Origin of the sequence: Actinoplanes sp. DH11, assembly GCF_020873875.1 — a bacterium.
GTDB lineage: Bacteria > Actinomycetota > Actinomycetes > Mycobacteriales > Micromonosporaceae > Actinoplanes.
The window spans coordinates 101,745-128,032 of sequence record NZ_JAHWGU010000004.1; the positions used below are offsets into that span (position 1 = coordinate 101,745).

26 protein-coding genes are annotated in these 26,288 nt (G+C 70.7%); 12 read left to right on the forward strand and 14 right to left on the reverse strand.

Annotated elements, in window-relative coordinates; genetic code table 11:
* Positions 1-1,148: 1,148 nt before the first annotated feature.
* The 3 genes from LPA41_RS07580 to LPA41_RS07590 all read left to right on the forward strand — a co-directional run bounded on the left by LPA41_RS07580 (position 1,149) and on the right by LPA41_RS07590 (position 3,512).
* Complete coding sequence (locus tag LPA41_RS07580) at positions 1,149-1,496, forward strand: Lsr2 family protein (RefSeq protein WP_229069223.1); 348 nt, start codon at positions 1,149-1,151, stop codon at positions 1,494-1,496.
* A 77-nt stretch (positions 1,497-1,573) separates the two neighbouring features.
* A complete protein-coding gene (locus LPA41_RS07585; RefSeq protein ID WP_229069224.1) occupies positions 1,574-2,323 on the forward strand; it encodes an SDR family oxidoreductase in 750 nt (249 codons plus the stop codon).
* Positions 2,324-2,441: 118 nt separating this feature from the next.
* Positions 2,442-3,512: an NAD-dependent epimerase/dehydratase family protein gene (locus LPA41_RS07590; RefSeq protein ID WP_229069225.1), complete on the forward strand. Its 1,071-nt coding sequence runs from the start codon at positions 2,442-2,444 to the stop codon at positions 3,510-3,512.
* 148 nt (positions 3,513-3,660) lie between these two features.
* Here the strand turns inward: LPA41_RS07590 and LPA41_RS07595 are convergent, their stop codons facing one another.
* The gene (locus LPA41_RS07595; protein WP_229069226.1) at positions 3,661-6,690 is read right to left on the reverse strand and encodes a bifunctional diguanylate cyclase/phosphodiesterase; all 3,030 of its coding nucleotides are present in this window, start codon (positions 6,688-6,690) and stop codon (positions 3,661-3,663) included.
* Between the two features lie 78 nt (positions 6,691-6,768).
* On the opposite strand from LPA41_RS07595, the gene LPA41_RS07600 reads away from it, so the two are divergent.
* From LPA41_RS07600 to LPA41_RS07625, 6 genes are all read left to right on the forward strand, one after another.
* Positions 6,769-7,395, forward strand: a complete 627-nt coding sequence (locus LPA41_RS07600; protein WP_229069227.1) for a methyltransferase — start codon at positions 6,769-6,771, stop codon at positions 7,393-7,395.
* A 123-nt stretch (positions 7,396-7,518) separates the two neighbouring features.
* A complete protein-coding gene (locus tag LPA41_RS07605) occupies positions 7,519-8,070 on the forward strand; it encodes a hypothetical protein (protein WP_229069228.1) in 552 nt (183 codons plus the stop codon).
* 133 nt (positions 8,071-8,203) lie between these two features.
* Positions 8,204-8,926 (forward strand): HipA family kinase, encoded by a 723-nt coding sequence (locus LPA41_RS07610; protein ID WP_229069229.1) that lies wholly within the window; start codon positions 8,204-8,206, stop codon positions 8,924-8,926.
* Entirely contained in the window at positions 8,923-9,291 is a 369-nt protein-coding gene (locus LPA41_RS07615; protein WP_229069230.1) for a DUF3037 domain-containing protein, read from the forward strand. The genes LPA41_RS07610 and LPA41_RS07615 overlap by 4 nt, the downstream gene beginning before the upstream one ends.
* Before the next feature lie 97 nt (positions 9,292-9,388).
* Positions 9,389-10,456, forward strand: a complete 1,068-nt coding sequence (locus tag LPA41_RS07620) for an ATP-dependent DNA ligase (protein WP_229069231.1) — start codon at positions 9,389-9,391, stop codon at positions 10,454-10,456.
* A 35-nt stretch (positions 10,457-10,491) separates the two neighbouring features.
* Positions 10,492-12,060: an alpha/beta hydrolase gene (locus LPA41_RS07625; RefSeq protein WP_229069232.1), complete on the forward strand. Its 1,569-nt coding sequence runs from the start codon at positions 10,492-10,494 to the stop codon at positions 12,058-12,060.
* Here the strand turns inward: LPA41_RS07625 and LPA41_RS07630 are convergent.
* Positions 12,011-12,469: a potassium channel family protein gene (locus LPA41_RS07630; RefSeq protein WP_229069233.1), complete on the reverse strand. Its 459-nt coding sequence runs from the start codon at positions 12,467-12,469 to the stop codon at positions 12,011-12,013. The two genes, LPA41_RS07625 and LPA41_RS07630, sit on opposite strands and share 50 nt — an antisense overlap.
* A gap of 56 nt (positions 12,470-12,525) precedes the next feature.
* On the opposite strand from LPA41_RS07630, the gene LPA41_RS07635 reads away from it, so the two are divergent.
* On the forward strand, positions 12,526-12,981 hold the full coding sequence (locus LPA41_RS07635; RefSeq protein ID WP_255689367.1) for a GNAT family N-acetyltransferase: 456 nt from the start codon (positions 12,526-12,528) through the stop codon (positions 12,979-12,981).
* On the opposite strand, the gene ligD is transcribed toward LPA41_RS07635, so the two are convergent.
* The 3 genes from ligD to LPA41_RS07650 all read right to left on the reverse strand — a co-directional run bounded on the left by ligD (position 12,970) and on the right by LPA41_RS07650 (position 15,211).
* Positions 12,970-13,995 (reverse strand): non-homologous end-joining DNA ligase, encoded by a 1,026-nt coding sequence (ligD, locus tag LPA41_RS07640; protein WP_229069235.1) that lies wholly within the window; start codon positions 13,993-13,995, stop codon positions 12,970-12,972. The genes LPA41_RS07635 and ligD overlap by 12 nt on opposite strands.
* A gap of 102 nt (positions 13,996-14,097) precedes the next feature.
* On the reverse strand, positions 14,098-14,622 hold the full coding sequence (locus LPA41_RS07645; protein ID WP_229069236.1) for a hypothetical protein: 525 nt from the start codon (positions 14,620-14,622) through the stop codon (positions 14,098-14,100).
* A gap of 100 nt (positions 14,623-14,722) precedes the next feature.
* Positions 14,723-15,211, reverse strand: a complete 489-nt coding sequence (locus LPA41_RS07650; protein ID WP_229069237.1) for a hypothetical protein — start codon at positions 15,209-15,211, stop codon at positions 14,723-14,725.
* Between the two features lie 63 nt (positions 15,212-15,274).
* On the opposite strand from LPA41_RS07650, the gene msrB reads away from it, so the two are divergent.
* The gene (gene msrB / locus LPA41_RS07655; RefSeq protein ID WP_229069238.1) at positions 15,275-15,679 is read left to right on the forward strand and encodes a peptide-methionine (R)-S-oxide reductase MsrB; all 405 of its coding nucleotides are present in this window, start codon (positions 15,275-15,277) and stop codon (positions 15,677-15,679) included.
* Between the two features lie 2 nt (positions 15,680-15,681).
* On the opposite strand, the gene LPA41_RS07660 is transcribed toward msrB, so the two are convergent.
* The 6 genes from LPA41_RS07660 to LPA41_RS07685 all read right to left on the reverse strand — a co-directional run bounded on the left by LPA41_RS07660 (position 15,682) and on the right by LPA41_RS07685 (position 21,465).
* Positions 15,682-18,054 carry a hypothetical protein gene (locus tag LPA41_RS07660; RefSeq protein WP_229069239.1) on the reverse strand — a complete coding sequence of 791 codons (2,373 nt, stop codon included), beginning with the start codon at positions 18,052-18,054 and terminating at the stop codon, positions 15,682-15,684.
* Positions 18,051-19,082: a glycosyltransferase family 2 protein gene (locus LPA41_RS07665; protein ID WP_229069240.1), complete on the reverse strand. Its 1,032-nt coding sequence runs from the start codon at positions 19,080-19,082 to the stop codon at positions 18,051-18,053. The genes LPA41_RS07660 and LPA41_RS07665 overlap by 4 nt, the downstream gene beginning before the upstream one ends.
* A 102-nt stretch (positions 19,083-19,184) precedes the next feature.
* On the reverse strand, positions 19,185-19,685 hold the full coding sequence (locus tag LPA41_RS07670; protein WP_229069241.1) for a dihydrofolate reductase: 501 nt from the start codon (positions 19,683-19,685) through the stop codon (positions 19,185-19,187).
* Entirely contained in the window at positions 19,682-20,482 is an 801-nt protein-coding gene (locus tag LPA41_RS07675) for a thymidylate synthase (protein WP_229069242.1), read from the reverse strand. Before LPA41_RS07675 ends, LPA41_RS07670 begins: the two co-directional genes overlap by 4 nt.
* A gap of 37 nt (positions 20,483-20,519) precedes the next feature.
* Positions 20,520-21,125 carry an NAD(P)H:quinone oxidoreductase gene (gene wrbA / locus LPA41_RS07680; protein WP_229069243.1) on the reverse strand — a complete coding sequence of 202 codons (606 nt, stop codon included), beginning with the start codon at positions 21,123-21,125 and terminating at the stop codon, positions 20,520-20,522.
* Positions 21,126-21,189: 64 nt separating this feature from the next.
* Positions 21,190-21,465: an isoamylase early set domain-containing protein gene (locus LPA41_RS07685; protein WP_229069458.1), complete on the reverse strand. Its 276-nt coding sequence runs from the start codon at positions 21,463-21,465 to the stop codon at positions 21,190-21,192.
* 82 nt (positions 21,466-21,547) lie between these two features.
* Between LPA41_RS07685 and LPA41_RS07690 the strand changes: the two genes are divergently transcribed.
* Complete coding sequence (locus tag LPA41_RS07690) at positions 21,548-22,000, forward strand: GNAT family N-acetyltransferase (RefSeq protein WP_229069244.1); 453 nt, start codon at positions 21,548-21,550, stop codon at positions 21,998-22,000.
* 1,025 nt (positions 22,001-23,025) lie between these two features.
* Here LPA41_RS07690 and hemQ read toward each other — a convergent pair.
* From hemQ to hemE, 3 genes are all read right to left on the reverse strand, one after another.
* Positions 23,026-23,730, reverse strand: a complete 705-nt coding sequence (gene hemQ, locus LPA41_RS07695; protein WP_229069245.1) for a hydrogen peroxide-dependent heme synthase — start codon at positions 23,728-23,730, stop codon at positions 23,026-23,028.
* Complete coding sequence (gene hemG / locus LPA41_RS07700) at positions 23,727-25,118, reverse strand: protoporphyrinogen oxidase (protein ID WP_229069246.1); 1,392 nt, start codon at positions 25,116-25,118, stop codon at positions 23,727-23,729. The genes hemQ and hemG overlap by 4 nt, the downstream gene beginning before the upstream one ends.
* Positions 25,119-25,225: 107 nt before the next feature.
* On the reverse strand, positions 25,226-26,260 hold the full coding sequence (gene hemE, locus LPA41_RS07705) for a uroporphyrinogen decarboxylase (RefSeq protein ID WP_229069247.1): 1,035 nt from the start codon (positions 26,258-26,260) through the stop codon (positions 25,226-25,228).
* Positions 26,261-26,288 lie beyond the last annotated feature (28 nt).

Consider the following 26,288-nt stretch of genomic DNA (forward strand, 5'->3'; position numbering starts at 1 on the left):
GACAGCCAGCCCCACCCAGCTGTCACCCACGGTCGCCCGAGAGCGCTCCCCACAGCCACCCATGACAGCCAGCCAGCTGCGCCCGGGTGACACCCACGACGGTTTCAAGGTGCCTCCGACAACCACCAGCGACAGCCAACCGAACCCAGCTGTCACCCACGGTTGTCAGAGAGCGCTCACAACAACCACCAGCGACAGCCGGCCGACCCAGCTGTCACCCACGGTCGCCTGAGAGCGCTTCCCACAACCACCAGTGACAGCCCGCTGGACCAAACGTGCGGTTACGGGCGCTGACACCACTCGTGGACGAACACCTGCACGAGCCGGCAATGATCGCCAGGGATGGAAGCGGTTGATGGCCATACGAGCGGCGTGAGTCGCGCGGTCGCATACGAGCAGAAATAGCGGAATCGCTATGGCCGGACCTGCCGAACCGACTGCTGAAGGCCGCGATCACCCGCCATCATGCCGCGGTGCGCCCCAACCACCCGAACAAGCCTCAACCACCCGAAGACGCCTCAACCACCCGGATACGACGCAGCCCCCCGGAGAGGCCGCAACCTCCCGCAGACGCCACAACCACCCTAAGGCGCCTCGATCGCCCGAAGACGCCGCGATCACCGGAAGAGTCGGCGACCACCTGGGGGAACCGGCCGCCCATCACACCCACCCGCACCCCTGGCGCCACCGTGCGAAGAGCCCGCCGCCGGAACCCGAGATCCGCCACCGCCAAGCACCCCGAGCTCTCCGCGACCGCACCGCAGCGCCGCGCACCGCCGCGCACCGCCGCGCACCGCACCGCAGCGCCGCGTACCGCACCGCCGCGCACCGCACCGCACCGCACCGCAAAAACGGGAGGAATTCGGAAGAACCGGGAAGGAACGGCGAACCGCCCCGGCACCGGAGGATCGGCGACGAGGCGGCTCGGGTCTAAGCTGGGCACGCTCCGGCGATCAACTCCCCACACCGCCTGGGAGCGCTCCCACGGGTCCACGCTACAACACATTCAGCGCCGTGAAAAGAGCCTGCAATTGCGACATGCCAGAACGGGCAATTTGCACTTGATACCGCGGGCGCGACAGAATGAATGTGACGACGGCGATTCGTATCGTCGAACCGAATGACTTCGCTGTAGGAGCGCCCAACACATGGCCAAGCAGGTAATTACCCTTCTCACCGACGACCTTGACGGCGGTGAGGCCGACCGTACTGTGGAATTCGGGCTGGACGGCGTGAACTACACGATCGACCTGTCCGAGAAGAACGCCGGCAAGTTGCGGAAAGCGCTCGAGCCGTACCTCTCCGCAGCCACCCGACTGGGGCGGAACGGTAACGTTCCGACGGCAGCACGCCGGGCGGCTCCGGCCAGTTCCAGCCGGTCGAGCCGCGATCAGAACCAGGCGATTCGCGAGTGGGCGAACAAGAACGGGCACACTGTCTCGGAGCGTGGCCGGATCCCGAGCCACGTCGTGGAGGCGTACCACAACAAGCGCTGACCACGACAAGCGCTAGACACAACAAGCGCCGACCACAACGAGCGCCGACCAAGCGGATACGAAAAGCGGGAGGGCCAGTGACGGTCGTCATCGTGACCGGAGCGTCCAGCGGCATCGGCCGGACGACCGCACTACGCCTGGCCGGCCGCGGCTGGACAACCGTCCTGGCCGCGCGCCGCGCCGCTGAGCTGGAAGCTCTCGCTGGGGAGATCCGCGCCGCCGGTGGCACCGCGCATGTGGTGCCCACCGACGTGGCCGATCCGGCCGGCGCGGGCGCGCTGGTCGGGCGGACGGTGAAACTGACCGGCCGGGTTGACGCGCTCGTCAACAACGCCGGGGTCGGCGGTGATGCCTCGGTGCTGGCCGACGACGCGGCGGTCCGCACGATTATCGAGGTAAATCTGCTGGCCCCGATCCGGCTGATGCGCGCGGTGGTTCCGGTGATGCGCGGGCAGGGTTCCGGCGCGATCGTGAACATCGGTTCGGTGGCCGGTGAGATCGGCATCGGCGGGGCCTATTCGGCGAGCAAGTTCGGGTTGCGCGGCATCAACGACTCGGTTCGCCGGGAACTCGCGGGCACCGGGATCGGTGTGAGTCTGATCGAACCCGGTTTCATCGCCACCGAGCTGACCGCCCACCGTTCCGGCCTGCCGGGCCCGGAAATCGTCGCGGACGCCGTGGAACGGGTCTTGAAACGGCCGCGCCGCCGGGTTGTCGTGCCCGGGAAGTATCGTGCCGCGATCCTGCTGTCGAATGCTTTGCCGTTCATCACCGACCGCGTCTACGCCGGCCGAGCGGCCAAAAAACACGCGAACACGGCGGACTGAACTCACCGGCCGAGCAGACCGGGACCGGCCACGCAACAAACAAGGGACACGCAACAAACGAGCACACCCCGACGAACGAGGGCGGTTCAACCGACCCACCGGGGGTACCGCCATTCACATGCGTGTAGTGATCGTGGGGGCCAGCGGCAACGCCGGAACCGCCCTGCTGCGCCGCCTGAGCACCGAATCCGACATCGAGGTCACGGGCATCTCGCGCCGGGTGCCGCCCGATCCGTACCCGGCCACCGACTGGCATGCGGTCGACGTGGGCGCGGACGACGCGACCGGCCGACTGACCTCGATCTTCCAGGGCGCCGACGCGGTGGTGAACCTGGCGTGGCAGATCCAGCCCAGCCACGATCAGCGGCGACTCTACGAGACGAACGTGCTCGGCAGCCGGGCGATCTTCCGGGCGGCGTTGCGCGCGGGCGTGTCGACGCTGGTGCAGGCGTCGTCGGTGGGCGTCTACGCGCCCGGCCCGAAGCAGGCGTTCGTCACGGAGGAGTGGCGGCGCACCGGCGTGATCGAATCCTCGTACAGCAGGCACAAGGCCCTCGTCGAACGCATGCTCGACGAGATCGAGTCCGACCATCCCACGTTGCGGGTGGTCCGGCTGCGGCCCGGCCTGATCTTCCAGCGGGTCGCGGGCACCGAGATCGGCCGCTACTTCGCGGGTCCGCTGCTGCCGGCCCGGCTGCTCCGGTTCGGCTGGATCCCGGTGCTGCCGGACCACCCGGATCTGCGGATGCAGGCGGTGCACGCGGATGACGTGGCGGAGGCGTACCACTCGGTTCTGCGCGCCGACGTCCGCGGCGCTTTCAACCTGGCCGCCGGTCCGGTCCTGGATCCCGCGGTGGCGGCGCGCGCTTTCCACGGCGTACGCGTGCCGGTGCCCGGTGTTGCCCTCGAGGGTGCCGCCGCGCTCAGCTGGTGGCTGCGTCTTCAGCCGGTGGATCGCGGGTGGGTGCGCCTGGGTCTGAAGGCGCCGCTGATGAGTTGCGACCGCGCGGCCGCCGAACTCGGCTGGCGTCCACGGACCGACGCGCTCACCGCGTTGCGCGAGCTGGTCACCGGCCTCGCCGAGCGTGCGCACACCAGCAGCCCACCGCTGCGCGGCGACGCCGACATGCCGGGACGGGCGGGTGGGCTGCTGCGCGGGCGCCTGCCCGGCACCGGAAACCCCTATTAGGCTGGGCCACGCCAGATCGACAGGACACGAACTACGCGTACGGGGCCCACCGCACCCGACCGCATGCGGCGTGTCCCGGAGCGTCAGCGCGGGCACCTGCCCGCGCCCGGCCGTTGCGCGCCTTTCGCTATCGGTGCGGGGGCACGCCTCACACCGCGACCGATTGGGTGTTGCGCAGCCACGCCAGGACCTCGGTGGGGCCGAGCGGGCTGCTGAACAGGTACCCCTGGCCGAGCGGGCAGCCCATCCGCACCAGCAGTTCGCGGAGGGTGGCGCTCTCGATGCCCTCGGCGACCACGACGAGCCCGAGCGACTGCGCGAGGCTGACGATGCCGGTGACCAGGGCGAGTGGCTGCTGGCTGGTGACCATGTCGTCGATGAACATCTTGTCGATCTTGACGATGTCGATGGGGCGCTGACGCAGGTAGCCGAGCGACGAGTACCCGGTGCCGAAGTCGTCGATGGCGATCCGGATGCCCATCTCCCGCAGCGCGCCGAGTTCCGACCACACCTGCTCGTCGTCCTTGACCAGCAACGTCTCGGTGATCTCCAGCATCAGGGCGGCCGGCGGCACCCCGGTGTGCGCGAGGGCGGCACGGACCTGCTCGACGAAGCCGGTCTCGCGGAACTGGCGGACCGAGACGTTGACGCTGACGTACGGCACCTGCGCGGCCGGCAGGATCCGCCGCCACTCGGCGACCGTGCGCAGCGACTCCTCGAGCACCCAGCGGCCCATCGGCACGATCAGGCCGCTCTCCTCGGCGACCTCGATGAACTGGTCCGGGGTGATCACGCCCCGTTTCGGGTGGTGCCACCGGACCAGCGCCTCGAACCCGACCGCCACGCCCGACGCCAGGTCCACGATGGGCTGGTAGTGCAGCAGGAAGTGTCCCTCGTTGACGGCGTGGTCCAGGGCGGACCGCAGTTCGAGCCGTTCCACCATCTCCTGGTGCAGGTGGGCCTGGTAGCGGCGCCACTGGTTCTTGCCGGCGCCCTTGGCGACGTAGAGCGCCAGGTCGGCCTGCCGCAGCAGCTCGTCGGCGTCGTTCGCCTCGGGAGTGGTGGTGATGCCGATGCTGGCGGCGGCGTACAGCGGTTTGGCGTCCGTCTCGATCGGCTCGGCCAGGGCAGCGAAGATCCGGTTGGCGGTCTCCTCGACGGCGCCGGGGTCGTTGACGTTCTCCACCAGAGCGGCGAACTCGTCACCGCCGAGCCGGGCCGCCGTGTCGTCGGCCCGCAGTGCGCCGGCGATCCGGTGCGCCACCGCGATGAGCAGCTGGTCGCCGACGGCGTGCCCCAGGGTGTCGTTGACAATCTTGAAGTCGTCCAGGTCGATGAAGAGCACACCGACCACCGACCCGTCGCGGGCGCCCCGGGCCAGGGCGTGCTGCAGCCGGTCGTTGAAGAGCACCCGGTTCGCCAGACCCGTCATCGCGTCGTGGAACGCCTGATGGGTGAGTTCCCGCTCGAGTTGCCGCTGCTCGGTGACGTCGCGCATGGTGACGACCAGGCCGGCCACCGTCGGTTCGGCCCGCAGATCGCGGCAGTGCATCTCGAGCAGCACCTCGGTACGCCGATTCCCGCGCGCCCGGAAGTCGAGCTGCTGCTGCAACTGGTCGCCGCCCCGGACCGCGCCCAGCACCTCGGTCAGCCGGTTCCGCTCCCCGGGGTGGATCACCTCGGGCAGCAGGGCACCGGTCGGGTCCCCGCCGAAGACCCCGACCGCCGACGGGCTCGCGTACCGGATCCGGTCCTGCTCGTCGATGATCGTGATGACGTCCGCGGTGTTCTGGATCAGCGTGCGGAAGTAGGTCTCGCTGTTGCGCCGGGCCACCTCCTGACCCAGCGCGATCCGTTCCAGGGCGAGCGCCACCTGCCCGGCGAGCACCTCGACCGACCGATGCAACTCCAGCAGTGCCCAGGTCGGCGCGCCCACGTGCAGGACACCGAGCAGCGGGTCACCGGACGGGCGGTCCGTGAGCACCATCGGGCAGCGCAGCGTCTTGTTGAACTGGGTGAGCCGGACCGCGACGGCCCAGTCCACGTCACGGGTGTTGACCAGGCGTGCGGCCGTACCGGTGGCCCGGTCCACGGCGGCCTGCGCGGCGGCCTCGGCGGACTGCGGCTCGTCCTGCAGGATCGTGATGGCGAGAACCACGCCGTGCGGTGCGTCCCCGGGGATCAGCTGGGCCACGGCCGTGCGTACCGCCTGACCGACCGCCTCGGCGTCGACCGCCGACACCAGGGCGGCGGACGCCTCCCGCAGACCCCGTTCCCGGGCCATCACCTGCCGGTGACTCGTCATGATCCCGGCCATCCGGGCCAGCACCAGCAGCAACATCAGCATGCTCAGCGCGGCTACCACGGTCAGGCCGGCGATCTGGGTGTCCCGGTACATCTTGACCAGCAGCACCGTCGGCGCGACCAGGGCCGCCACGGCGAGCAGCGCCAACCGGCCCCGGCTGGTCTCGGTGGGCGGCTTCTCGGCCGGCCGGGTGAGCTCCGCCATCGACGGCAGCAGCGCGGCGAGCCCGGCGGCGGTGTAGAACAGCACGTGCCCGACGGCCGGGTGCCGGGCCACGTCGGCGACGAGCATCGCGGACACCCCCGCACCCAGCCAGTGCCCGGGCGCCACCAGCCGGCCCGGGATGGCCGCGAGCCGGATGAGCAGGCCCAGGCAGAGCAGGTCGCCGAACGGCATCGCCAGGTCGCCCCAGGTGTCGGCGGCGGCACCGTCGAGGCGGGGACCGATCACGAAGGTCCAGATCAGCAGCGCCACGCCGGACGTGACCATGAGGGCGTCGAGGAGGCCGGCCCGGTCCCGGGCCGCGTGCGTGCGGCGGAGCACGAAACCGCCGAGCGCGAGAGCCAGGGCCAGGTAGGCGAGCAGCAGGATCGCGGTGCCGGCGGATTCCAGCCAGACCAGGCGGCCGGTGAGGAACGCGGGAGCCGCGGAGGCCGCGCCACCGGTTGCCGACAGGCCCACCGCGCCGGCCAGCAGCCACCACGGACGGGTGTCGTCGGGCTGTCCACCCCGCAGGCCCAGCGCCAGGGCCGCGACCGCGGAGGCCCCGGCGAGCAGGCGAACCGGACCCTGCCACCCGGGTTCGAGCACCAGGACCACGGTGAGTACCGCCATCCAGGCGCCGAAGAGGGCGGCAGACCACCTGGTCGGCATCCTGCTCCCTTCGAACGTATATGTCGGCCTGATCGGCCCGATCGCCGCGGCACTGAGCGATAGCGGCACAATCGGGAGGTGCTATCGGAGTTCGTTCACGCCCACACCACGCTGGCGCCCGTACCCTTCGTCCCCGAGGTCTCGCTGTGGCAGGCGGCGGAGCCGATCGCGCTCTGGGAGGCCACCGAGGCGGACGGCTCGTCCCAGCCGCCGCCGTTCTGGGCTTTCGCCTGGGCCGGCGGCCAAGCCCTGGCCCGGCACGTGCTCGACGACCCGGACCTGGTCGCCGGCCGCAGTGTGCTCGACCTGGCCACCGGCTCCGGCCTGGTCGCGGTCGCCGCCGCCCGGGCCGGCGCGACACCCGTCACCGCCAACGACATCGACCCGCTCTCCCTCGCGGCGGCGGCGGCGAACGCCGAGGCCAACGGGGTACGGGTGACGACCGTCGAAGCCGACCTGCTCGACAGCGACGAGAGGTTCGGTGTGGTCCTGGCCGGCGACGTCTTCTACAGCCGCGAGATGGCCGGCCGTGTCCTGCCGTTCCTGCGCCGGTCGGCCGCCCGCGGCTCCCTGGTCCTGGTCGGCGACCCGGGCCGCGCCTACCTCCCGGAGGGCCTGATCAAGCGGGCCGCCTACGACGTCCCGGTCGTCGAGTCCCTGGAGAGCGTGCCGGTCCGCCACACCACGGTCTGGCAGGTCACCTGACCGTCCCGGCCCCACCGGGACTCCTCGTCACTCCACCCTCCGCTTCGCCTGCGGCGAACAGGCATGTCCTTTTCGCGCGCAACGGTGTAAGCATGTAATCACGTAAGTTTGAGGGAGGTTGGCATGCGAATCCGAGTTGCTCCGCCCGGTGGGCGGACCGAGCCACCGACCGCCGACGATGCCGCAGCCTGGGTGACCGGAGCCATCCCGGACGGATGGTTCACCGAGCCCCCCGAGGTCGTCGTGGACCGCGACGAGATCATCATCTGGGGCCGGCTCCCGCAGCCCGCCCTGGCCGACGACGCCACCGACGCCGACCGGGCCGCCGGCGAGGCCGGCCGGATCGCCCAGTTCCGGGAGGACACCCGCGACGCCCGGATCCGGGTGGCCCGGCAGGTCGAGCACCGCTACCAGCGCAAGGTCGCCTGGGGCGCACGCTGCGGCGACACCTCCGACCTGTTCACCCACCTGGCGGCGCCGGTGATGACCCGCCTGCGCCAGCCCGAACGCCAGGTCCTCGACACCCTTGTCGATGCCGGCGTGGCCCGCTCCCGTTCCGAGGCCCTGGCCTGGTGCGTCAAGCTGGTCGGCAACCACACCGAGGACTGGCTGGGCGAGCTCCGTGACGCGATGACCCGCGTCGACGAGCTCCGCCGTCAGGGCCCCACCACCTGACAGTCCCCAACCCAACCCCATCCATCTCCCGGACCGGCAGCCCTGCCGGCCCGGGAGACCCCGCCACCAAGCCGGTCCCCGCCCTTCCCCACCCGGCGCGGGCCCGGCGAGCGAGAACCGTAGGGTTGGCGGCGTGCTTCGTCAGGTCACGGCCATCCGATATGTCACCCCGCTGCGTGAGGGCGGTTCCCTTCCCGGCGTCGTGGAGGCGGACGATCTCGGCACCTACGTGGTCAAGTTCCGCGGTGCCGGTCAGGGCCCGAAGGCGCTCGTCGCCGAGGTGATCGCCGGGGAGCTGGCCCGGCGGCTGGGGCTGCCGGTGCCGGAACTGGCCCGCGTGGAACTGGACCCGGTGGTGGCCCGCGCCGAACCCGACGAAGAGGTCCAAGAGCTGATCAAGGCAAGCGCCGGCGGCAACCTCGGCATGGATTTCTTGCCGGGCGCCCTGGGTTACGACCCGAACGCGCACCCGGTCGAGCCGGGACTGGCGAGCCGGGTCATCGCCTTCGACGCCTTCGTGGAGAACGTGGACCGCAGCTGGCGCAACCCGAACCTGCTGATCTGGCACGGCGGCCTCTGGCTCATCGATCACGGCGCCACCCTCTACTTCCATCACAACTGGCCGCGCGCGGCGGCGGTGGTGCACCGCCCGTACCGCTGGGACGATCACGTGCTCAAGCAGTACGCCACCGAACTCGCGACCGAAGGCCCCCGGCTGGCCGAGCGGATCACCCCGGACCTGCTGCGCGAGGTGCTGGCCCTGGTACCGGACGAGTGGCTGGACGGCGTCGACCGCGACGCGTACTTCGAGCACCTGACGCAGCGCGCCGCGCAGCCGGAGGCGTGGCTGCCGTGACGTTCCCTTACGAGTACGCCATCATCCAGGCCGTCCCCCGCATCGAACGCGGCGAGCTGATCAACGTGGGTGTGGTCCTCTACTGCCAGCGCCAGGACTTCCTGAACGCCCGCACGCACCTGGACGAGAACCGGCTCCGCGCCCTGGACCCCACCGCCGACGTACCGGCGATCACCACAGCCCTGGACGCCTGGGCCCGCACCTGCGCGGGCGGCGGCCCGTCCGCAGACATGCGTCTCGGCGAACGTTTCCGCTGGCTGGTGGCACCCCGCAGCACCATCCTGCGAGCCGGCCCAGTACACATGGGCCTGACCACCGACCCCGCCACCGAACTGGACCGACTGGTCGACCTGCTGGTCCGCTGACCCCCGATGGCCTCGGCACGCGGCGGGTGTGCGCCTTTCCGGGGTCTGCGTCTGCCACCGGGCTTCCGCGATCGCGGTTTGCGGGCACACTGAGCGGATGCAGCTGCCGCTCAGTCCACCGGTCAAGCCGATGCTCGCCAAACCCGTCGCCGACATCCCGCCGGGCCAGGTCTACGAGCCCAAATGGGACGGTTTCCGGTCGATCGTCTTCCGCGACGGGGACGAGGTGGAGATCGGCAGCCGCAACGAGAAGCCGATGACCCGCTACTTCCCCGAGGTGGTCCGGGCGGTGCTGGCGAACTTCCCGGAGCGAGCGGTGATCGACGGCGAGGTGATCGTCGCCGACACCGAGCGCAACACCCTCGACTTCGAGGCGCTGCAGCAGCGCATCCACCCGGCGGCCAGCCGGGTGAAGCTGCTCGCCGAGCAGACCCCGGCGAGTTTCGTGGCCTTCGATCTGCTGGCGCTCGGCGACGAGGACCTCACCGAGCTGCCGTTCGGCGAGCGGCGGGAGCGGTTGCTGGCGGCGCTGAAGGATGCGCGGCCGCCGGTGCACGTCACGCCGGCGACCGACGATCTGGAGACGGCGCAGCGGTGGTTCCGCCAGTTCGAGGGCGCCGGGCTGGACGGTCTGATCGCCAAGCCGCGCGACTTGGTCTACCAGCCGGACAAGCGGGTCATGTTCAAGGTCAAGCACAAGCGCACGGCCGACTGCGTGGTGGCCGGTTACCGGGTGCACAAGTCCGGCCCTGACCGGATCGGATCACTGTTGCTGGGCCTGCACGACGAGCGCGGCGTGCTCGTCTCGGTCGGCGTGATCGGTTCCTTCCCGATGAAGGTCCGCGAGGAGCTCTTCGCCGAACTCCAGCCACTGGTCACCACGTTCGACGGCCACCCGTGGGACTGGGCGGCCCACGAGCAGGGCGAGCGCACCCCGCGGAAGAACGAGTACAGCCGGTGGAACAACGGCAAGGACCTCTCGTTCACGCCGCTGCGGCCGGAGCGGGTGGTCGAGGTGCGCTACGACTACATGGAGGGGCTCCGGTTCCGGCACACCGCCCAGTTCGAACGGTGGCGGCCCGACCGGGAGCCGGCGACGTGCACGTACGAGCAGCTGGAACGCCCGGTCAAGTTCGATCTGGCGGAGGTGCTGAACGGTCGCTGACCGCCGCTCACCGGACGACCGGATAGGGTCGTCGTGTGGATCGCCGCTCACGCCTGGTCGTCGCCCTCCTCGCCGTGATTGTCACTACCGTGGCCGGGTGCACCCTGCCCACGTTCGCGCCGAACGGCGCCGACGAACCGGCCAGACCCGGTGGTGTCGCCGCGAGCACCTCGGCCACCGGCGAGCTCGCCGACTGGCGGCCCTGCCCGGAGGTGCCGCAGGAGCTGGTCACCAAGGGCGCACCGGGGATGTCCTACGACTGCGCCACCGTGTCGGTGCCACGGGACTGGGCGGCACCGGGCAGCGGCGAGGACTACGAGATCGCGCTGATCCGGGTCCGCTCGGCGAAGCAGCGCGACCGGATCGGGTCGCTGCTGCTGAACCCCGGCGGCCCCGGCGGCTCGGGCATCGAGCTTGCGGTCTACCTCTCCTTCGGCCCGACGTTCGGCGGCCTGCCCACCGAGATCACCGACCGGTTCGACGTGATCGGCTTCGACCCGCGCGGTGTCGGCCGGTCCAGCCCGGTGAAGTGCATCAGCGCCGCCGATCAGGACGCCAGCTTCGCGGCCGAGCCGGACCCGGTCAGCCAGGCCGCTTTTGATCAGGTCGCGGCGCTGAACAAGAAGATCGCCGACGGCTGCGCCGAGAAGTACGGCGACCAGCTGCGGTTCTTCTCCACCGAGCAGGCCGCGCACGACATGGACGCGCTGCGCACGGCGGTCGGTGACCAGAAGCTCTCCTACCTGGGCTTCTCCTACGGCACGCTGCTCGGCGCCACCTACGCCCAGCTCTACCCGGAGAACGTGCGGGCCCTGGTCCTGGACGGCGCGGTCGACCCGACCGAGAGCTTCGTGCAGGGCTCCGAGGCGCAGGCCAAGGGCTTCGAGCGCGCGTTCGCCAACTTCACCCAGTGGTGCGGGCGGACGCCGGCCAAGTGCCCTGTCGCGCCGGACGCGCGGGGCGCGGTCACCGACGCGATGGCCAAGGCGAGGACCTCTCCGGTACGCGGGACCGACGGCCGCGAGGTCACGCCGGGCTGGATCTTCGTGGGTCTCATCTCGTCGCTCTACAGCGAGTCCGGCTGGCCCAAGCTGGCCACCGCGATCGACTCCCTGCAGGCCGGTGACGGCAGCGGCATCCTGGAGCTCGCCGACCAGTACGCGGAACGCAAACCGGACGGCTCGTACAGCAATCTGTTCGATGCCAACCTCGCGGTGAACTGTGCCGACACCGACGACGCGCCGAGCGTCGCCGATATCCGCCGCCTGCAGGCGGAGTGGCGGGAGAAGTACCCGATGTTCGGCGCCGCCCTGGCGATGGGCATGCTGCCGTGCGCCTACTGGAGCGGCGAACGCGACCCCTACCCGGCGGCGAAGGCGACCGGCGCACCGCCGATCGTGGTGGTCGGCACCACCGGCGACCCCGCCACGCCGTACGAGAACACCGCCGACCTGGCGAACATGCTGGGCGTGGGGCGGGTGCTGACCTGGGAGGGCGAGGGCCACACCGCGTACCCGTCGACCCGCTGCATCTCGGACGCGGTGGACAGTTACCTCATCGATCTGAAGGTGCCCCAGGAGGGTCTGCGCTGTCCGGCACGCTGACGCCCTGACGTGCCGTGAGCTCCTCGAGCAGCTCGCGGCACCGGCGCAGGTTCCGCTTGAGCTCCTCCTGCTCCTCGTGCCGGAACGCGTCGGTGTCCACGATCAGCTTGCTGGCGAAGTGCGCGGTGATCAGCGGGATCACCAGCAGCACCATCGTCGAGATGAGCAGCGCGGCCATCAGCCGGGCCGGCACGGTCTCCGGGGAGATGTCGCCGTACCCGACCGTGGAGGCGGTGACCACCGCCCACCAGACCGAGTCGCCGAACGACGTGTCCGGTTCGAAGACGTTGTAGAGGGACCCGCAGACGGCGATCAGGATCGTGTACGCGAGGAGGAGCTTCTTCGGCGAGTTGGCCAGCCAGACCAGACCGCGGTAAGCCCATCGCGGCAGCGTGAGCAGCAGATGCATGGGGTCATCGTGCCCGAGGCGCGGTGACCGCGACAGCCCGTGGCAGGGTGGAGATCATGGATTTCCGGATCGCCTCCCGCGCCGATGTACCCGCCGTGCTCGACCTGCTGGCCGATGACGAGATCACCCGGCAACGCGGCTTCGGTGCCGTGCCGGAGACCGTTGACGCCGCGATCTGGGCGGCCTTCGAGGCCATCGACGCGGACCAGCGCAACGAGCTCATCGTGGCGACCGACGGCGACGACGTGGTCGGCACCTGCCAGCTCACCTTCATTCCGGGCCTGAGCCGTGGCGGCGGCGAGCGGATGCTGATCGAGGCGGTCCGGATCCGCGCCGACCGCCGCGGTTCCGGTCTGGGCGGCGAACTGATCCGCTGGACGATCGAGCGGGCCCGCGAGCGCGGCTGCCGGTTGGTGCAGCTGACCACCGACAAGCGCCGCACCGCCGCACACCGGTTCTACGAGCGGCTGGGCTTCACCGCCTCGCACGAGGGCATGAAGTTAGCGCTGTGACTTGAGGTCGCGGTCCTTGGAGGGCTGCACGCGTTTCGGCTCGCCGGGCATCTTCGGGTGGTCCGGCGGGTAGGGCAGGTCGCCGAGCCCGTCCCGTTCGTCGCGCTCGGACCACTCCAGCAGTGGCGTGATGTCGTGTTCGACGTCGTCGATGCCGGCGTGCGCGTCTCCGCTCGCGGCGATCCGGGCAGGCACGGTGCGCAGGTCGAAGTCGTCCGGCTCGACCCGGGTCAGTTCGTCCCAGGTGACCGGGGTGGAGACGGTGGCCCGGGCGTTGGCGCGCAGCGAGTACGCGCAGGCGATGGTCCGGTCCCGCGCCATCTGGTTGTAGTCGAGGAACACCCGGTCACCGCGCTCCTCCTTCCACCAGGAGGTGGTGATGCCCGCCGGGTTGCGGCGCTCCACCTCGCGGGCCAGGGCGATCACGGCCCGCCGCACCTCGACGAAGGACCAGCGGGGGGTGATCCGGACGTAGACGTGCACGCCGCGCCCGCCGGAGGTCTTGGGGAACCCGGTCCAGCCCAGGTCGGCGAGGACCTCGCGGACCACGCCGGCGGTCGACACCACGTCACCGAAGGTGAGGCCGGGCTGCGGGTCGAGGTCGAGCCGGAGCTCGTCGGGGTTGTCGGGCGCCGCGCCGCGCACCGGCCAGGGGTGGAAGACCACGGTGCCCATCTGGGCGGCCCAGGCGACGTGGGCCAGGTCGGCGGGGCAGAGTTCGTCGGCCGTACGCATGCTGGGGAATTTGATCTTCGCGGTGCTGATCCAGTCGGGTACGCCGCGGGTCGGTATCCGTTTCTGGAAGAAGGCCTCGCCGTCGATCCCGTCGGGGAAGCGCTGCAGCGTGGTGGGCCGGTCGCGCAGGGCCCGCAGGATGCCGTCGCCGACGGCCAGGTAGTACTCGAAGACGTCGCGCTTGGTGAAGCCGCGGCTCGCGAACACGACCTTGTCGGGGCTGGAGAGTCGCACGGTCCGCCCGGCGACCTCGATCTCTTCCGCGGGGGCTTTCGGCATGCCCCGACGATATGCCGGATCACCCCGCCCAGGTTGCCCCACGCCGGCGGGAACGGCCGCCCGGCGCGATGCCGGGCGGCCGTCAGTGCGGGTCAGTGCGGGTCAGGCCCGGCGGCGCCGGGTGTACCAGACGGCCGTCGTGCCGGCGGCGACCAGCAGGCCGCCGAGGGCGAGGGTGCCGACCAGCGGGGCGCCGGTCACCGGGAGGGTGTTGGTGACGTCGCTGACGCCGCCGCCCGGAGCGCTCGTGCTCGGTGCCGGCGCGACGTCGTCGGCGGTTCCGCTCGACGGGGTCGACTGGATGCCGCCGGGCGGCGTGGTCGGTGCCGTGGTGGGCGGCGTGGTGCCGTAGCCCGGGTTGCCGCGGGTGTCACCGGGAGCGTCGTCGGTCGCGGTGGTGGCCGGGGTCCCTGGCGTGGTGGTGGCCGGCGGCACCTCGTTCGCGGTGCCGCCGTAACCGTCGGCGCCGCGGGTGCCGGCCGGTTCCGGGCTGGTCATGACGGCCGGGTGCCCACCCTGAACGACGTCGGTGGCAGCGGTCGCCGGCGACCCGCTGAGGGCCAGAGCGGCGAGGACGGTGACGCCGACCGCGGGAAGTCCGGCGGTCAGCCGACGCGAGAAGCTCATGAGAGGAGTATCCGTTCTGTCGCTGATGGTACGTTCCATGTTCGCACGGGAGCTTAGCGGGGATTGCCCGTTTTACCCTGAAACATCCTTCGGCGGGTCCTCAACTCGGAAGTCCACCGAAACGGTGACTCCTCCACAAATGCGACAAAGCGAACAGCTTGAGCTCGAACTGCGGGTCCGCGGCGAAGAGACCCCCGCTGTACGGTGCGTGCAGCCGCACACTCGCCCCGGAATCCAGGTAGACCGAGACCACGGTGCGCCGGCCACGCCGCTCGGCACGCAGGTCGACCACCCTGCTCCAGGGCGCCTCGTCCCCACCGAGCACCGACGACGTGCGGATGCCGCGGATGCCCACCTCCACCCCCGTGCGACGCCCCGCCAGCAGCCCCAGGACGGCACCGAGCAGCAGGGGTACGACCAGCAGCACCGCCCACACCCAACCCGGCGGTCCACCGCTCCCCGGCCATGCCAGAGGCGTGATCACCCCCGCCGTGACACCCGCCACAGCGCCGAGGGCACCGAGGTAGAGACCATGGCCGAGCGCCTGCTGCCAGGTCGGCCGGAACGTCGCCGGGGATGCAGCTTCCATAGAAGACTCAACGGGTTCCTCGTCACGCGCGGCGCACGCGAGGTGCGACGTACCGTTTAAGGCATGGCAACTGATGAGACCACGCTGCCGACCACCGAGGACGAGTGGCGGATCCGGCTGAGCCCCGACGAGTTCCGGGTGCTGCGCGAGGCCGGCACCGAGGCGCCGTGGACCGGTGAGTACGTCGACACGAAGACCGAGGGCATCTACGACTGCCGCGCCTGCGGCGCCCAGCTCTACCCCAGCGACACCAAGTTCGACAGCCACTGCGGCTGGCCGTCGTTCGACGACGCCATCCCGGGCGCGGTCAAGGAGATCGAGGACCGCAGCCACGGGATGGTCCGTGTCGAGATCAGGTGCGCGCGCTGCGACTCGCACCTGGGCCACGTGTTCCGGGGTGAGGGCTTCACCCCGAAGAACACGCGGCACTGTGTGAACAGCCTGTCGATCAGGCTCGACCCGAAGTAGGGTCAGCGCACCTCGTAGACGGTGACGTCACCGACGCGGTAACGCTCCGTTGCGAACTGGGCCAGCTCCGGGCTGGCCCAGGCCTCGCCCTTGCGGTCCGGGTCGGGAACCTGCACCGTGCCGACCGCGACCAGCCAGCGCACGCCGTGCTCGGCGGTGAAGGACTTCACCCGCTCCGCCGTCGGGTCCGTGAAGACCTCGTCGTTGCGTTCCAGCAGGGCCGGGTCCCAGAACCGGCTGCGGTACAGCGTCCGGTCGTACAACCCACCGGTGGCGAAGGCCGGCTCGGTGTAACTCCAGCCCTCCAGCACGACCTGCCGCTCGGAGAAGGCGGCCACCCAGAAGTCCCGGCTGTCGCACGGGCTGATCTCCCGGCGGCAGTGGCTGTTGGTGGCCACGACGTCCCGCGGCTGCGAGTTGGCCCGCAGCCACCGGCCGGCCTCGATCGCGCCGGGCGGCATCGCGAAGTAATTGCCCGGTGCGACGATGTCCCGCTGCGTCTTGCCCGAGGTCAGCGCGTCCCAGTAGGCCTGATAGCCCACCACGCCGCTGGTGACCGCCACCGAGGTGACCGCGATCGCGGCCACCGCCAGCACCAGCGTGCGACGCAGCCGGACGATCAGCCCGATCACGACGAGCGCCACCACGATGCCGGCCAGCACCTGGAGCAGTACCACGTAGGGCCGGGTCGCCTGGTCCAGGCTGAAACTCGCCAGCGGCCGCGCCGGCCCCTCCTCGCCCACGGTCTGCCGGATCACCAGCAGGGTGACCACTCCGGCCACCGCGCCGGCCACGGCGAGGGCGAAGAACCGGCGCGGAACGCGCCGGCCGGCGGGGAAGAGGGCGGACAGGCCCAGAGCGGCCAGGATGCCGAGGTACGGCGTCGCCGAGCGCCCGAAGTACGTCTGGCTCATCCCCGGATGCGCCAGGATGTAAAAGGCGCCCACACCGGAGATCGCAAACCCGAACATCACGTGCACGATCGGATCGGTACGCCACCCGCGGCGCAGCAGCCCGGCCAGCAACGCCCAGCCGAGCAGGCCGGCGACGAGCGACACCCCGGTCAGCGCCAGGAGCGACCCCCAGTCGTTGATCGGGTTCTGCGGGCCCATGACGGCCCGGCCGAGGGCCGTGTACTTCACCGTCTGGAGCGGGTTGACCTCGGTGCCCTGCGAACCCGAGCCGTAGAGGACGAACTGCGCGAACGCCAGCCAGCCGCCGGCGATCAGCAGCGCCGGCAGCTCGGGGCCGGGCGCCTTGCGCCGGACCACCCGCAGGAAGAGGGCGAGCAGCAGGCCGCAGATCAGCATCGGCACGAAGGTCGCCTTGGCGCCGGCCATCGCACCGATCAGCACGACCAGCACCGCCCAGGGCATCGGCCGGCGCCGCGCCGGACCCGGTTCCTCCTGGAGGATCCCGCAGAGCACGTAGATCGCCACCATGCAGAAGAGCGCGGCGTACGTCTGTGTCGGACTGACCCACAGGTTGTCGAGGAACGTGAACGAGTCCATCGGCCGGTTGGTCCAGCCCCACGGGACGGTGACCACGGCCAGGATCATCAACCCGATCGCCACGTTCCCCGGCCACCAGCGGCCGGTGATCCGGTGCACCAGGGCGAGGACGACCAGCAGGAACGCCGCGATCATCGGCACCGGCAGCAGCCGCATGATCAGAACCTGCGGCTCGACGCCACTGATCCAGCTCGCCGCGGCACCGTGCGCGTAGACGTACCAGTGGTAGACCAGGTCGACGCCGGACACCCACGGGGTGTTCAGCGGCACGTCGTGCTTGAACCAGCCGACAAGCGCGAACTGGAACGGGAAGTCCACGTGCATGACCGCCGAGACCGGCTCGTCCAGCGAGTTGTAGCGGAACGAGGAGAACGCCGTGCTCAGCAGGATGAAGCAGGTGCCGGCGGCGGCCGTCCAGGAGGCGCCCACCGGCATCCGCTCGCGGTTGCCGCGCCAGAACCGGCGCAGCTTCGGCAGCGCGGTGAAGAGCAGGACCGTGACAACCGGCCAGACGAGGACGGCGTACGGCTGACCGGCCTGCCGGGCCAGCATGTAGACCGGCAGCTCCACCACGAACCCGGCGGCCGTGCCGAACGCCGCGTCCAGGGGTAGGTAACCGGCGCGGCCCTGCACCGCCCGCCAGATGAGCGTGCCCGGCAGGGTCACGCACAGCAGGGAGTACACCGCGAAGGTGATCAGGTCGCGATCGGCGACCCCGTAGTACCGCATCGTCAGGACGATGACGACGAGGGTGAAGATCAGCGCCAGCCAGCCCGGGGACGGCAGACGCCGACGGCCGGCCACCGCAGCGGTGACCGGCTCGGACTCTTCAGTTCTGAGGTGTTCGGTGGTCTCTGTGCTCATCTCACCGGGGTGGCCAGTTGGGTCGGGACAGCCGTCGTCTCCACCGAGACGATGTCCGGCGTGGTGCTCATGGGCTCCTGCTCATCCGTGTCGAAGTCGACCAGGAACCGGGGACGGTTCTGGGTCGCGGCGTAGATCCGCCCCACATACTCCCCGAGCAGACCCAGACAGATGAGCTGCACCGCGCCGAGCAGAAGCACGGCGATGTAGAGGGACGTCCAGCCCGGCACGGTAACACCGAAGCCCCAGGCCGCGACCCCGCTCACCACCAGACCGAGACAGATCATGAAGGTGACCAGGCCGAGCCAGGTGGCGACCCGCAGCGGGGCGGCCGAGAAGCTGGTGACACTGTCCACGCTCAGCTTGATCATCTTGGTCAGCGGGTACTTCGTCTCGCCCGCGACCCGCTCCGCGCGGACGTAGGTGACCTCGCCGCTGGCGAACCCGAGCGACGGCACGACGAGACGGTAGACCGGCTGCTGTTCCTGCAGGTCGTTCAGGGTGTCCACGACGACCCGGCTCATCAGCCGGAAGTCGCCGGCCTGGTCACTCAGGTGCGGGCCGACCAGGCGGCGCATCAACCAGTAGTAGACGCCCGCCGTGTTGCGCTTGAACGAGGTGTCGGTGCTGCGGTCGCTGCGGACGCCGTACACCACGTCGAGCTTCTCGGTGCGGGCCTTCGCCAGCATGTCACCGATGGCCTCCGGCGGGTCCTGGAGGTCGGCGTCGATGCTCACGACGTACTCCCCGCGGGCGGCACGGAGGCCGGCCGCCAGAGCGGACTGGTGCCCGACGTTGCGGCGCAGCTTCACCACGCGCAGGGCCGGCCAGTCCTGGCGCAGCTCGAGCAGGCGCTTGACGGTCTCGTCCCGGCTGCCGTCGTCCACGGCGACCACTTCGTACGCGACGCCCAGACCTTCGAGCACCGGGCGCAACCGGGCCACGAAGTGGTCGACCGCCTCACGCTCGTTGTACATCGGCGTCACCACCGAGAGGGTCAGTGCGTTGAGCACGAAGTCCCGTGACATTTTCCGTCCCCGAATTGAAAGGCTCATCGATAAGGCCCACGTGCGCCCGTCGAACGCGAGCGATCTTCGCCCCCGACGGTCGGAGAGAATACCTCCGGTGTGCTAATGGAAGATGTCACCTCCATGTGAGCCAGGTCTCACCAGGTCGTCTATCCGGTAACGGGCACCTGTCCCCGCGGTGATCCAGCCGGTCGATGACGAGATCACCCAGTCCGAGCCGATCTCCGGCGCGAAGGTGTCGCCCTCCGCATCGAAGTCTATTGTCGTTCGTACCAGATGCGCTGCCCGTGGCAGAAACGCAGCGTAGACCTCACCCCCGCCCATCACCCAGAAGTCGTCCTCGACGATCTCTTCCGGGGAGTGGGCGACCACCGCGCCGGGGGCCGTCCAGCCGCGTGCGCGGGTGAGCACCACGTTACGGCGGCCGGGCAGCGGGCGGAACCGCTCCGGCAGCGAGTCCCAGGTGGCACGGCCCATCACCACGGTCGAGCCGGTGGTCCGCTCCTTGAAGGTGCGCTGCTCCCCCGGGATCCGCCACGGGATGTCGCCGGCTGCGCCGATCACGCCGTTGCGGGCCTGCGCCCAGATCATGTGAACGCTCATACGGCCACGGGTGCCCGCAGCGCCGGGTGGTGCCGGTAGTCCACCACGGTGAAGTCCTCGAACGCGTACTCGAAGAGGCTGTCCCGCGGGGCGATCTCCAGCTCCGGGAACGCGTACGCCTCCCGGCTCAGTTGCTCGGTGACCTGCTCCACGTGGTTGTTGTAGATGTGGCAGTCCCCGCCGACCCAGATGAAGTCACCGGGTTCCAGGCCCACCTGCGCCGCGATCATCCGGGTGAGCAGCGCGTAACTGGCGATGTTGAACGGCACGCCGAGGAAGAGGTCGGCGCTGCGCTGGTACAGCTGGCAGGAGAGCCGGCCGCCGGCCACGTGGAACTGGAACAGCGCGTGGCAGGGCGCCAGCGCCATCTCCGGGATGTCCGAGACGTTCCAGGCCGAGACGATCATCCGCCGGGAGTCCGGGTCCGTGCGGAGCGTCTCCAGCAGCTCGGCGATCTGGTCGATCTCGCCGCCGTCCTTCGCCGGCCACGAACGCCACTGGTGCCCGTAGACCGGGCCCAGCTCGCCGGCGGCGTCGGCCCACTCGTCCCAGATCGTCACACCGTGCTCGTGCAGCCACCGGACGTTGGTGTCACCGCGGAGGAACCAGAGCAACTCCACCGCGATCGACTTGAAGTGCACCCGCTTCGTGGTGATCAGCGGGAAACCCCGGGAGAGGTCGTAGCGCAGGCGCTCGCCGAAAAGGCTGCGGGTGCCGGTCCCGGTGCGGTCGTTCTTCGGCGTACCGGCGTGCAGCACCCGCCGGAGCAGGTCTTCGTACTGGGTGTCGACGGACATGGCGAAAACCGTAGCGCCCCGGCGGGTGCCGCCTCGCTCAGGCGGCCAGCTTCCCGGCGATCGTCACGATCCGGGTGGCCAGATGATCGAGCGCGGCGAACTGCACCTCGGTGAGCGGGCGGTCGTTGCCGCCGCCGGTGACGTGCGAGACGCCGTACGGGTTGCCGTCGGCGAACTTCAGCGGATCGGTGTAACCGGGCGCCACCACGATGCCACCGAAGTGGTAGATCGTGTTGTAGAGCGCGAGCAGCGTCGACTCCTGGCCGCCGTGCTCGGTCTGCGAGGCGGTGAACCCGGCGTACGCCTTGTTCGCCAGCAGACCCTGCGCCCACTGCGGTCCGAGCGTGTCGATGAACTGCTTGAGCTGGCTCGCCACGTTGCCGTACCGGGTCGGGCTGCCGAAGAGCACCGCGTCCGCCCAGACCACGTCGTCCGCGGTCGCCTTCGGCTCGTCCTTGGTGCGATCGAAGTGCTGGCTCCAGGCCGCGTTGGAGGCGATCGCCTCCTCCGGCGCCAGCTCGGGGACCTGACGCAGCCGCACCTCCGCGCCGGCCTTCTCCCCCGCCGCCTGGAGCCGTTCCGCCATGCCGTGCACGGTTCCGGTCGACGAGTAATAGATGATCGCCAGCTTGACGTCTGCCACAGTTCCTCCTCGGGGAGACTCACTTACTGATCAGGAGATCCCCCCGGGAGGCGCGCCGTAACGCTTATAGGCGGATTTCACTGCCGTTCGGACCCACCGCGTCGGCCTGCTCGTCATCCAGCCAGACGCCGTCGGTCGCCAGATAGCGGAACTTGTAGTGCCCGGGTTCGAGCGGCACGCTCACCGTCCGGGTGCCGTTGCGCCGCACCTGCATCTCGTGCCGGCCCGGCTCCCAGTCGTTGAAGTCACCGACGACGCTGACCCGGCCCACCGGCGAATCGGCGGGCAGGCTGAACGTCACCCGCGTCTTGTTGCCGAACAACTTGCTGCGCTTGATCATGGCGTCCTCCACAAAACCGTGCCTCATCCGTACAACGGCAGGAACCGGCCGGAGGTGAGGACACGCCGCGTACGTTGTGACGATGCAACCGGAACCACATGACCAGCTCCGCGTGGCCTCGTTTCGCGATCTCGACACCACAACGCTCTACGCCATCCTGCGGTTGCGCGCGGACGTCTTCGTGGTCGAGCAGAACTGCGCCTACGCCGACCTCGACGGCCGGGACGACGAGCCCGGCACCCGGCACCTCTGGTTCGACCGGAACGGCGAGGTCCGCGCCTACCTGCGCATCCTCTCCGACGACAACAACACCGAGCGCATCGGCCGGGTGGTGACCGCCCCCACCGCCCGGGGCAACGGCCTGGCCGGCAAACTACTGACCGAGGCCCTGACGGTGATCGGCAACCGCCCCACCGTCCTGGACGCGCAGGCCCACCTGGCCGCCTTCTACGCGAGGTTCGGTTTCGAGCAGACCGGCCCCGAGTTCCTCGAGGACGGGATCCCCCACATCCCCATGAAACGAAACAACCGCTGAACCCGTCCGTGAACCGCCGGCCCCGCCCTCGCGACGCAAAGGTCCCAGGCCGCGCCCACTGAAGCCGACGCCGGGCGGAGGCCCCGAACCCCCGCCCGGCCCGGAAACCCCGATGGCCGGTAGCGGCCGACCGGCACGAAACACCTGCCGAGCGGCAAGTCGCCCCCGCCCACCGCCACCGAATGACGGCCAGGCCAAAGCCGACGGCCATGACCGCTTCCGTCGAGGTGCACAACGAGCCTGTGCCCGTCACCTGATGCTTCCCGACGGCCCACCGCAGCCGGCGAGGAGACCTTCCCGCTACCCGATGATCATCCCCAGCCGGGGACTGCCCGGTCACTTGCCCCGGCACGACTGACCGCCCCGGGCACCCACGATCAGGGGTGTTGTCACCGGTCCAGGTAGCACCGGACGCGCCGCCCATGGCGAGATGTTGATCTGCTAGCGCTACGAAATCGCTGTGATCAAGGGGTCTGAACCGCGATTTCGCACCGCTAGCAGATCAACACTGCCCGCCGGCCCAACGCAGCCGACCGCGGCCACTCGTCCAGGCACCGCCACCAGAGCCAAGGGCAAGCAACACCACGCCGCACCCCTCCGCCTCACCGGCCGCCCCATCACCATCCAGCGCGCCACGCTCCGCAACCTTCCACCAGCGCAAACCGGACAGAAAGAGTCAACGCCGCCTGCTCGAAAAGCCCATAGGGCCACTCCCCGAGCAGCAGGCGAAGTGGCCGAGACCACCGAAGCCAACAAAGCCCAGGAGGTCGCGAAGCCGGACCGCCGGAAAGGCACGAATGTCCGGAAAGGCGGGACCCCCGGAAAGGCATGAGCGGCCGGGAGGCAAGCGAGCCGCCGATTCCCAGCCACTCCAGCCCCGAACCCCCGCGATCGCCGCCGGTGAGATGGCGCTCGGTTTTCCGACGCCGCGGGGTTTGCGGTGCCGGAAAACCGAGTGTCATCTCACCGGTTAAAAGGCGATCGCCGCGGAGCGAAGCGAAGCCAGCCAGCTCGAGCCAGCCAGCTCAGGGCAGAGCCCCCACCAGCTCGCCCACCGACCGCCGCCGCCCCGTGTAGAACGGCACCTCTTCCCGGACATGCCGCCGCGCCCCCGAAGCCCGCAGGTCACGCATCAGATCCACGATCCGGTGCAGTTCGTCGGCCTCGAACGCGAGCATCCACTCGTAATCGCCGAGCGCGAACGACGCGACCGTGTTGGCGCGGACGTCCGGGTAGGGCCGGGCCATCCGGCCGTGTTCGGCGAGCAGCTGGCGGCGTTCCTCGTCGGGCAGCAGGTACCACTCGTAGGAGCGGACGAACGGGTAGACGCAGATGTAGGGCCGGGCTTCTTCGCCGGCCAGGAACGCCGGCAGGTGGCTGCGGTTGAACTCGGCGGGCCGGTGCAGCGCCATCTGGGACCAGACCGGCTCCAGGTGCCGGCCGAACCCGGTGCGGCGGAACAGCCCGTAGGCGTCCTGCAGCGCGTCCGGCGAGCTGGAGTGCCACCAGATCATCACGTCGGCGTCGGCGCGCAGGCCGGACACGTCGTAGGTGCCGCGGATCGTCACGTCTTTGCTTTCGAGCTGCTCGAAGAGCTGCTCGACCTCGCCGGCCAGGTCGTCGCGGAGCGCCGGCAGCGGTGACGAGGCCCGGAACACCGACCACATCGTGTAGCGGATGGTCGCGTTCAGCTCCTTGATCCGCGCCGCGTTGGTCTGCTGCTCACTCATGCTTCCTCCAGATACTTGCTTACCTCGTCTGCCGCACGTTCACCACTGGCCACGCAGACCGGGATGCCGACGCCGTCGAACGCCGCGCCGGCCAGCGCCAGCCCGGGCGGCAGCGCGGCCCGGGCCCGCACGATCCGGTCGGCGTGCCCCGGCGCGTACTGCGGGAGCGCGCCGCCCCACCGTTGCACCCAGGAGGCGGCCGGCGCCGGCAGGTCCACCCCGGCCAGTTCGCTCAGTTCCCGGTGGGCGCGGGCGAGGAGGGCGGCGTCGTCGAGTTGCAGGCGCTCCTCCTCACCGGCCCGGCCCAGCGAGGCGCGCACGATCACCGGGCCGGACGGCCGGTCCAGGTGCGGCCATTTGCGGGTGAAGAAGGTGGCCGCCTTGACGAGCGTGCCCTCGCCCGGCGGGACCAGGAAGCCGGAGAGCTCGGGCAGGGACGTGCCGGGGGGCAGCGCCAGCCCGGCCAGTGCGACGCTCGCGTAGGTCAGATCGGCGACCTCGTGCGCCGTCTCCGGTGCCGCCCCGGCCAGCAGCCGGGCCGCCGGCTTCGCCGGGACTGCCAGGACCACGGCGTCGACGTCGGCGGTCTGCGGGTAGGGCGCCGGACCGAGCACCAGATGCCAGCCCGCGGGGGTACGGGTGAGTTCCCGCACCGGCAGCCCCAGGTTGATCCGCGCGCCACTGGCCGACGCGGCGGCCGACACCAGACGGCTCATCCCGCCGTCGACGGCCGCGAAGACGGGCTGCCCGGGGACCCGCCGGGACCGGGCCTGCGCTGCGCGCACCGCGTCACGCAACGTGTGTTCGGTCTCGGCCGCCAGGGCCAGCTGCGGCATCGTCACCCGCAGCGACAGCTGGTCGGCCCGGCCCGCGTAGACGCCGCCGAGCATCGGGTCGACGAGCCGGTCCACGACCTCGGCGCCGTACCGGGACCGCACCAGCGCACCCACCGCGACGTCCGCACCGGGCGCCAGCAGCGGCCGGCCGTCGTCGGTGTCGGCGCCGGCGTCCGGCAAGGCCACGCCGTCCAGCGTGGAGAGGTCGCCGGGGACGCCGACGAGGGTGCCGGCGGGGATCGGGGTGAGCCGGCCGCCGATGGCCAGCGCGGCCGGCTGCCTGGCCGGGTGGACCAGCGCGTCGCCGAGCCCGAGCCGCCGGGCCAGCGACACCGCCGCCGACTCGGCGCCGTCCGCGCCACTGTTCAGGAACGACTCGGCGCCCCGCTCGACCGCGAGCCCGCCCAGGTCACCGGTGCGCAGTTTGCCGCCGAGGGCGTCGCCCTGCTCGTACACGGTGATCTCGGCACCCGCGGGGAGCCGGTCGCGCAGCCGCACGGCGGCCGCCAAGCCGGCGATGCCACCACCGATGACCGCGATCCGCTTCCGCACGCCTTTCACACTCCCAGGTCTGACGACCCCCGCCCGTCCGGGGGTCAGCCGCTGTGACGCGAGTTCCAGGCCGGTGTCCCGCCGGGCCGGGGCTCAAGGTCCCGGCCTCAGCGGGCCGACACCTCGTGCACCAGCGCGACCAGGCGGGTCAGGATGTCCGGGTCGGTCTCCGGCATGACGCCGTGCCCGAGGTTGAAGACGTGCCCCGGCGCGGCGGCGCCCTGTGCCAGCACCCGCCGGGCTTCCCGTTCCACGGTCTCCCAGCCGGCGAAGAGGACGGCCGGGTCCAGGTTGCCCTGCACCGCGCGGTCCGGGCCGATCCGCTTGGTGGCCACGTCCAGCGGGGTGCGCCAGTCGACGCCGACCACGTCCGCGCCGGCCTCGCCCATCGCCTCGAGCAGCACCGCGGTGCCGACCCCGAAGTGGATCCGCGGGACGCCGGCGTCGGCGAGGCCACCGAGGACCGCGGCCGAGTGCGGCATCACGTACTCCCGGTAGTCGGCCTCGGAGAGCGCGCCGGCCCACGAGTCGAAGAGCTGGACCGCGCTCACCCCGGCCTCGATCTGGGTCCGGAGGAACGTGTGTGTGATGCCGGCGAGCCGTTCGAGCAGGGCGTGCCAGAGGTCGGGGGCCCCGTACATCATCGCCTTGGTCTTCAGGTAGGTCCGCGAGGGACCGCCCTCGATCAGGTAGCTGGCCAGCGTGAAGGGCGCACCGGCGAAACCGATGAGCGGCGTGCTGCCGAGTTCGGCGACGAGCAGCCGCACCGACTCGGCGACGAAGTCCACGTCCGCCGGGGTGATCGGGCGCAGCCGTTCCAGGTCGGCGGCCGTGCGCACCGGCTCGGCCACCACCGGGCCGGTGCCGGCCACGATGTCCAGGTCGATCCCGGCCGCGGCGACCGGCACCACGATGTCGCTGAAGAGGATCGCCGCGTCGACGCCGTGCCGCCGCACCGGCTGCAGTGTGATCTCGGTGACCAGGTCGGGCCGGCGGCACGACTCGAGCATGCCGATCCCTGCACGGATCTTGCGGTACTCGGGCAGCGAACGCCCGGCCTGCCGCATGAACCAGACCGGCGTGTGCGGGCCGGGAAGGCCGCGACACGCCCGGACAAAGGGGGAATCCTGGAGAACCGTCACCGAGCCATGGTGCCACGTGAGTGAACCG

Bases quoted from the DNA above. Each gene is read 5' to 3' on its own strand.
- LPA41_RS07580 (WP_229069223.1), top strand. From the start codon at position 1,149: ATGGCCAAGCAGGTAATTACCCTTCTCACCGACGACCTTGACGGCGGT.
- LPA41_RS07590 (WP_229069225.1), top strand. From the start codon at position 2,442: ATGCGTGTAGTGATCGTGGGGGCCAGCGGCAACGCCGGAACCGCCCTG.
- LPA41_RS07595 (WP_229069226.1), bottom strand. From the start codon at position 6,690: ATGCCGACCAGGTGGTCTGCCGCCCTCTTCGGCGCCTGGATGGCGGTA.
- LPA41_RS07605 (WP_229069228.1), top strand. From the start codon at position 7,519: ATGCGAATCCGAGTTGCTCCGCCCGGTGGGCGGACCGAGCCACCGACC.
- LPA41_RS07620 (WP_229069231.1), top strand. From the start codon at position 9,389: ATGCAGCTGCCGCTCAGTCCACCGGTCAAGCCGATGCTCGCCAAACCC.
- LPA41_RS07630 (WP_229069233.1), bottom strand. From the start codon at position 12,469: ATGCATCTGCTGCTCACGCTGCCGCGATGGGCTTACCGCGGTCTGGTC.
- LPA41_RS07635 (WP_255689367.1), top strand. From the start codon at position 12,526: ATGGATTTCCGGATCGCCTCCCGCGCCGATGTACCCGCCGTGCTCGAC.
- ligD (WP_229069235.1), bottom strand. From the start codon at position 13,995: ATGCCGAAAGCCCCCGCGGAAGAGATCGAGGTCGCCGGGCGGACCGTG.
- LPA41_RS07645 (WP_229069236.1), bottom strand. From the start codon at position 14,622: ATGAGCTTCTCGCGTCGGCTGACCGCCGGACTTCCCGCGGTCGGCGTC.
- LPA41_RS07650 (WP_229069237.1), bottom strand. From the start codon at position 15,211: ATGGAAGCTGCATCCCCGGCGACGTTCCGGCCGACCTGGCAGCAGGCG.
- msrB (WP_229069238.1), top strand. From the start codon at position 15,275: ATGGCAACTGATGAGACCACGCTGCCGACCACCGAGGACGAGTGGCGG.
- LPA41_RS07660 (WP_229069239.1), bottom strand. From the start codon at position 18,054: ATGAGCACAGAGACCACCGAACACCTCAGAACTGAAGAGTCCGAGCCG.
- LPA41_RS07665 (WP_229069240.1), bottom strand. From the start codon at position 19,082: ATGTCACGGGACTTCGTGCTCAACGCACTGACCCTCTCGGTGGTGACG.
- LPA41_RS07670 (WP_229069241.1), bottom strand. From the start codon at position 19,685: ATGAGCGTTCACATGATCTGGGCGCAGGCCCGCAACGGCGTGATCGGC.
- LPA41_RS07675 (WP_229069242.1), bottom strand. From the start codon at position 20,482: ATGTCCGTCGACACCCAGTACGAAGACCTGCTCCGGCGGGTGCTGCAC.
- LPA41_RS07685 (WP_229069458.1), bottom strand. From the start codon at position 21,465: ATGATCAAGCGCAGCAAGTTGTTCGGCAACAAGACGCGGGTGACGTTC.
- LPA41_RS07690 (WP_229069244.1), top strand. From the start codon at position 21,548: ATGCAACCGGAACCACATGACCAGCTCCGCGTGGCCTCGTTTCGCGAT.
- hemQ (WP_229069245.1), bottom strand. From the start codon at position 23,730: ATGAGTGAGCAGCAGACCAACGCGGCGCGGATCAAGGAGCTGAACGCG.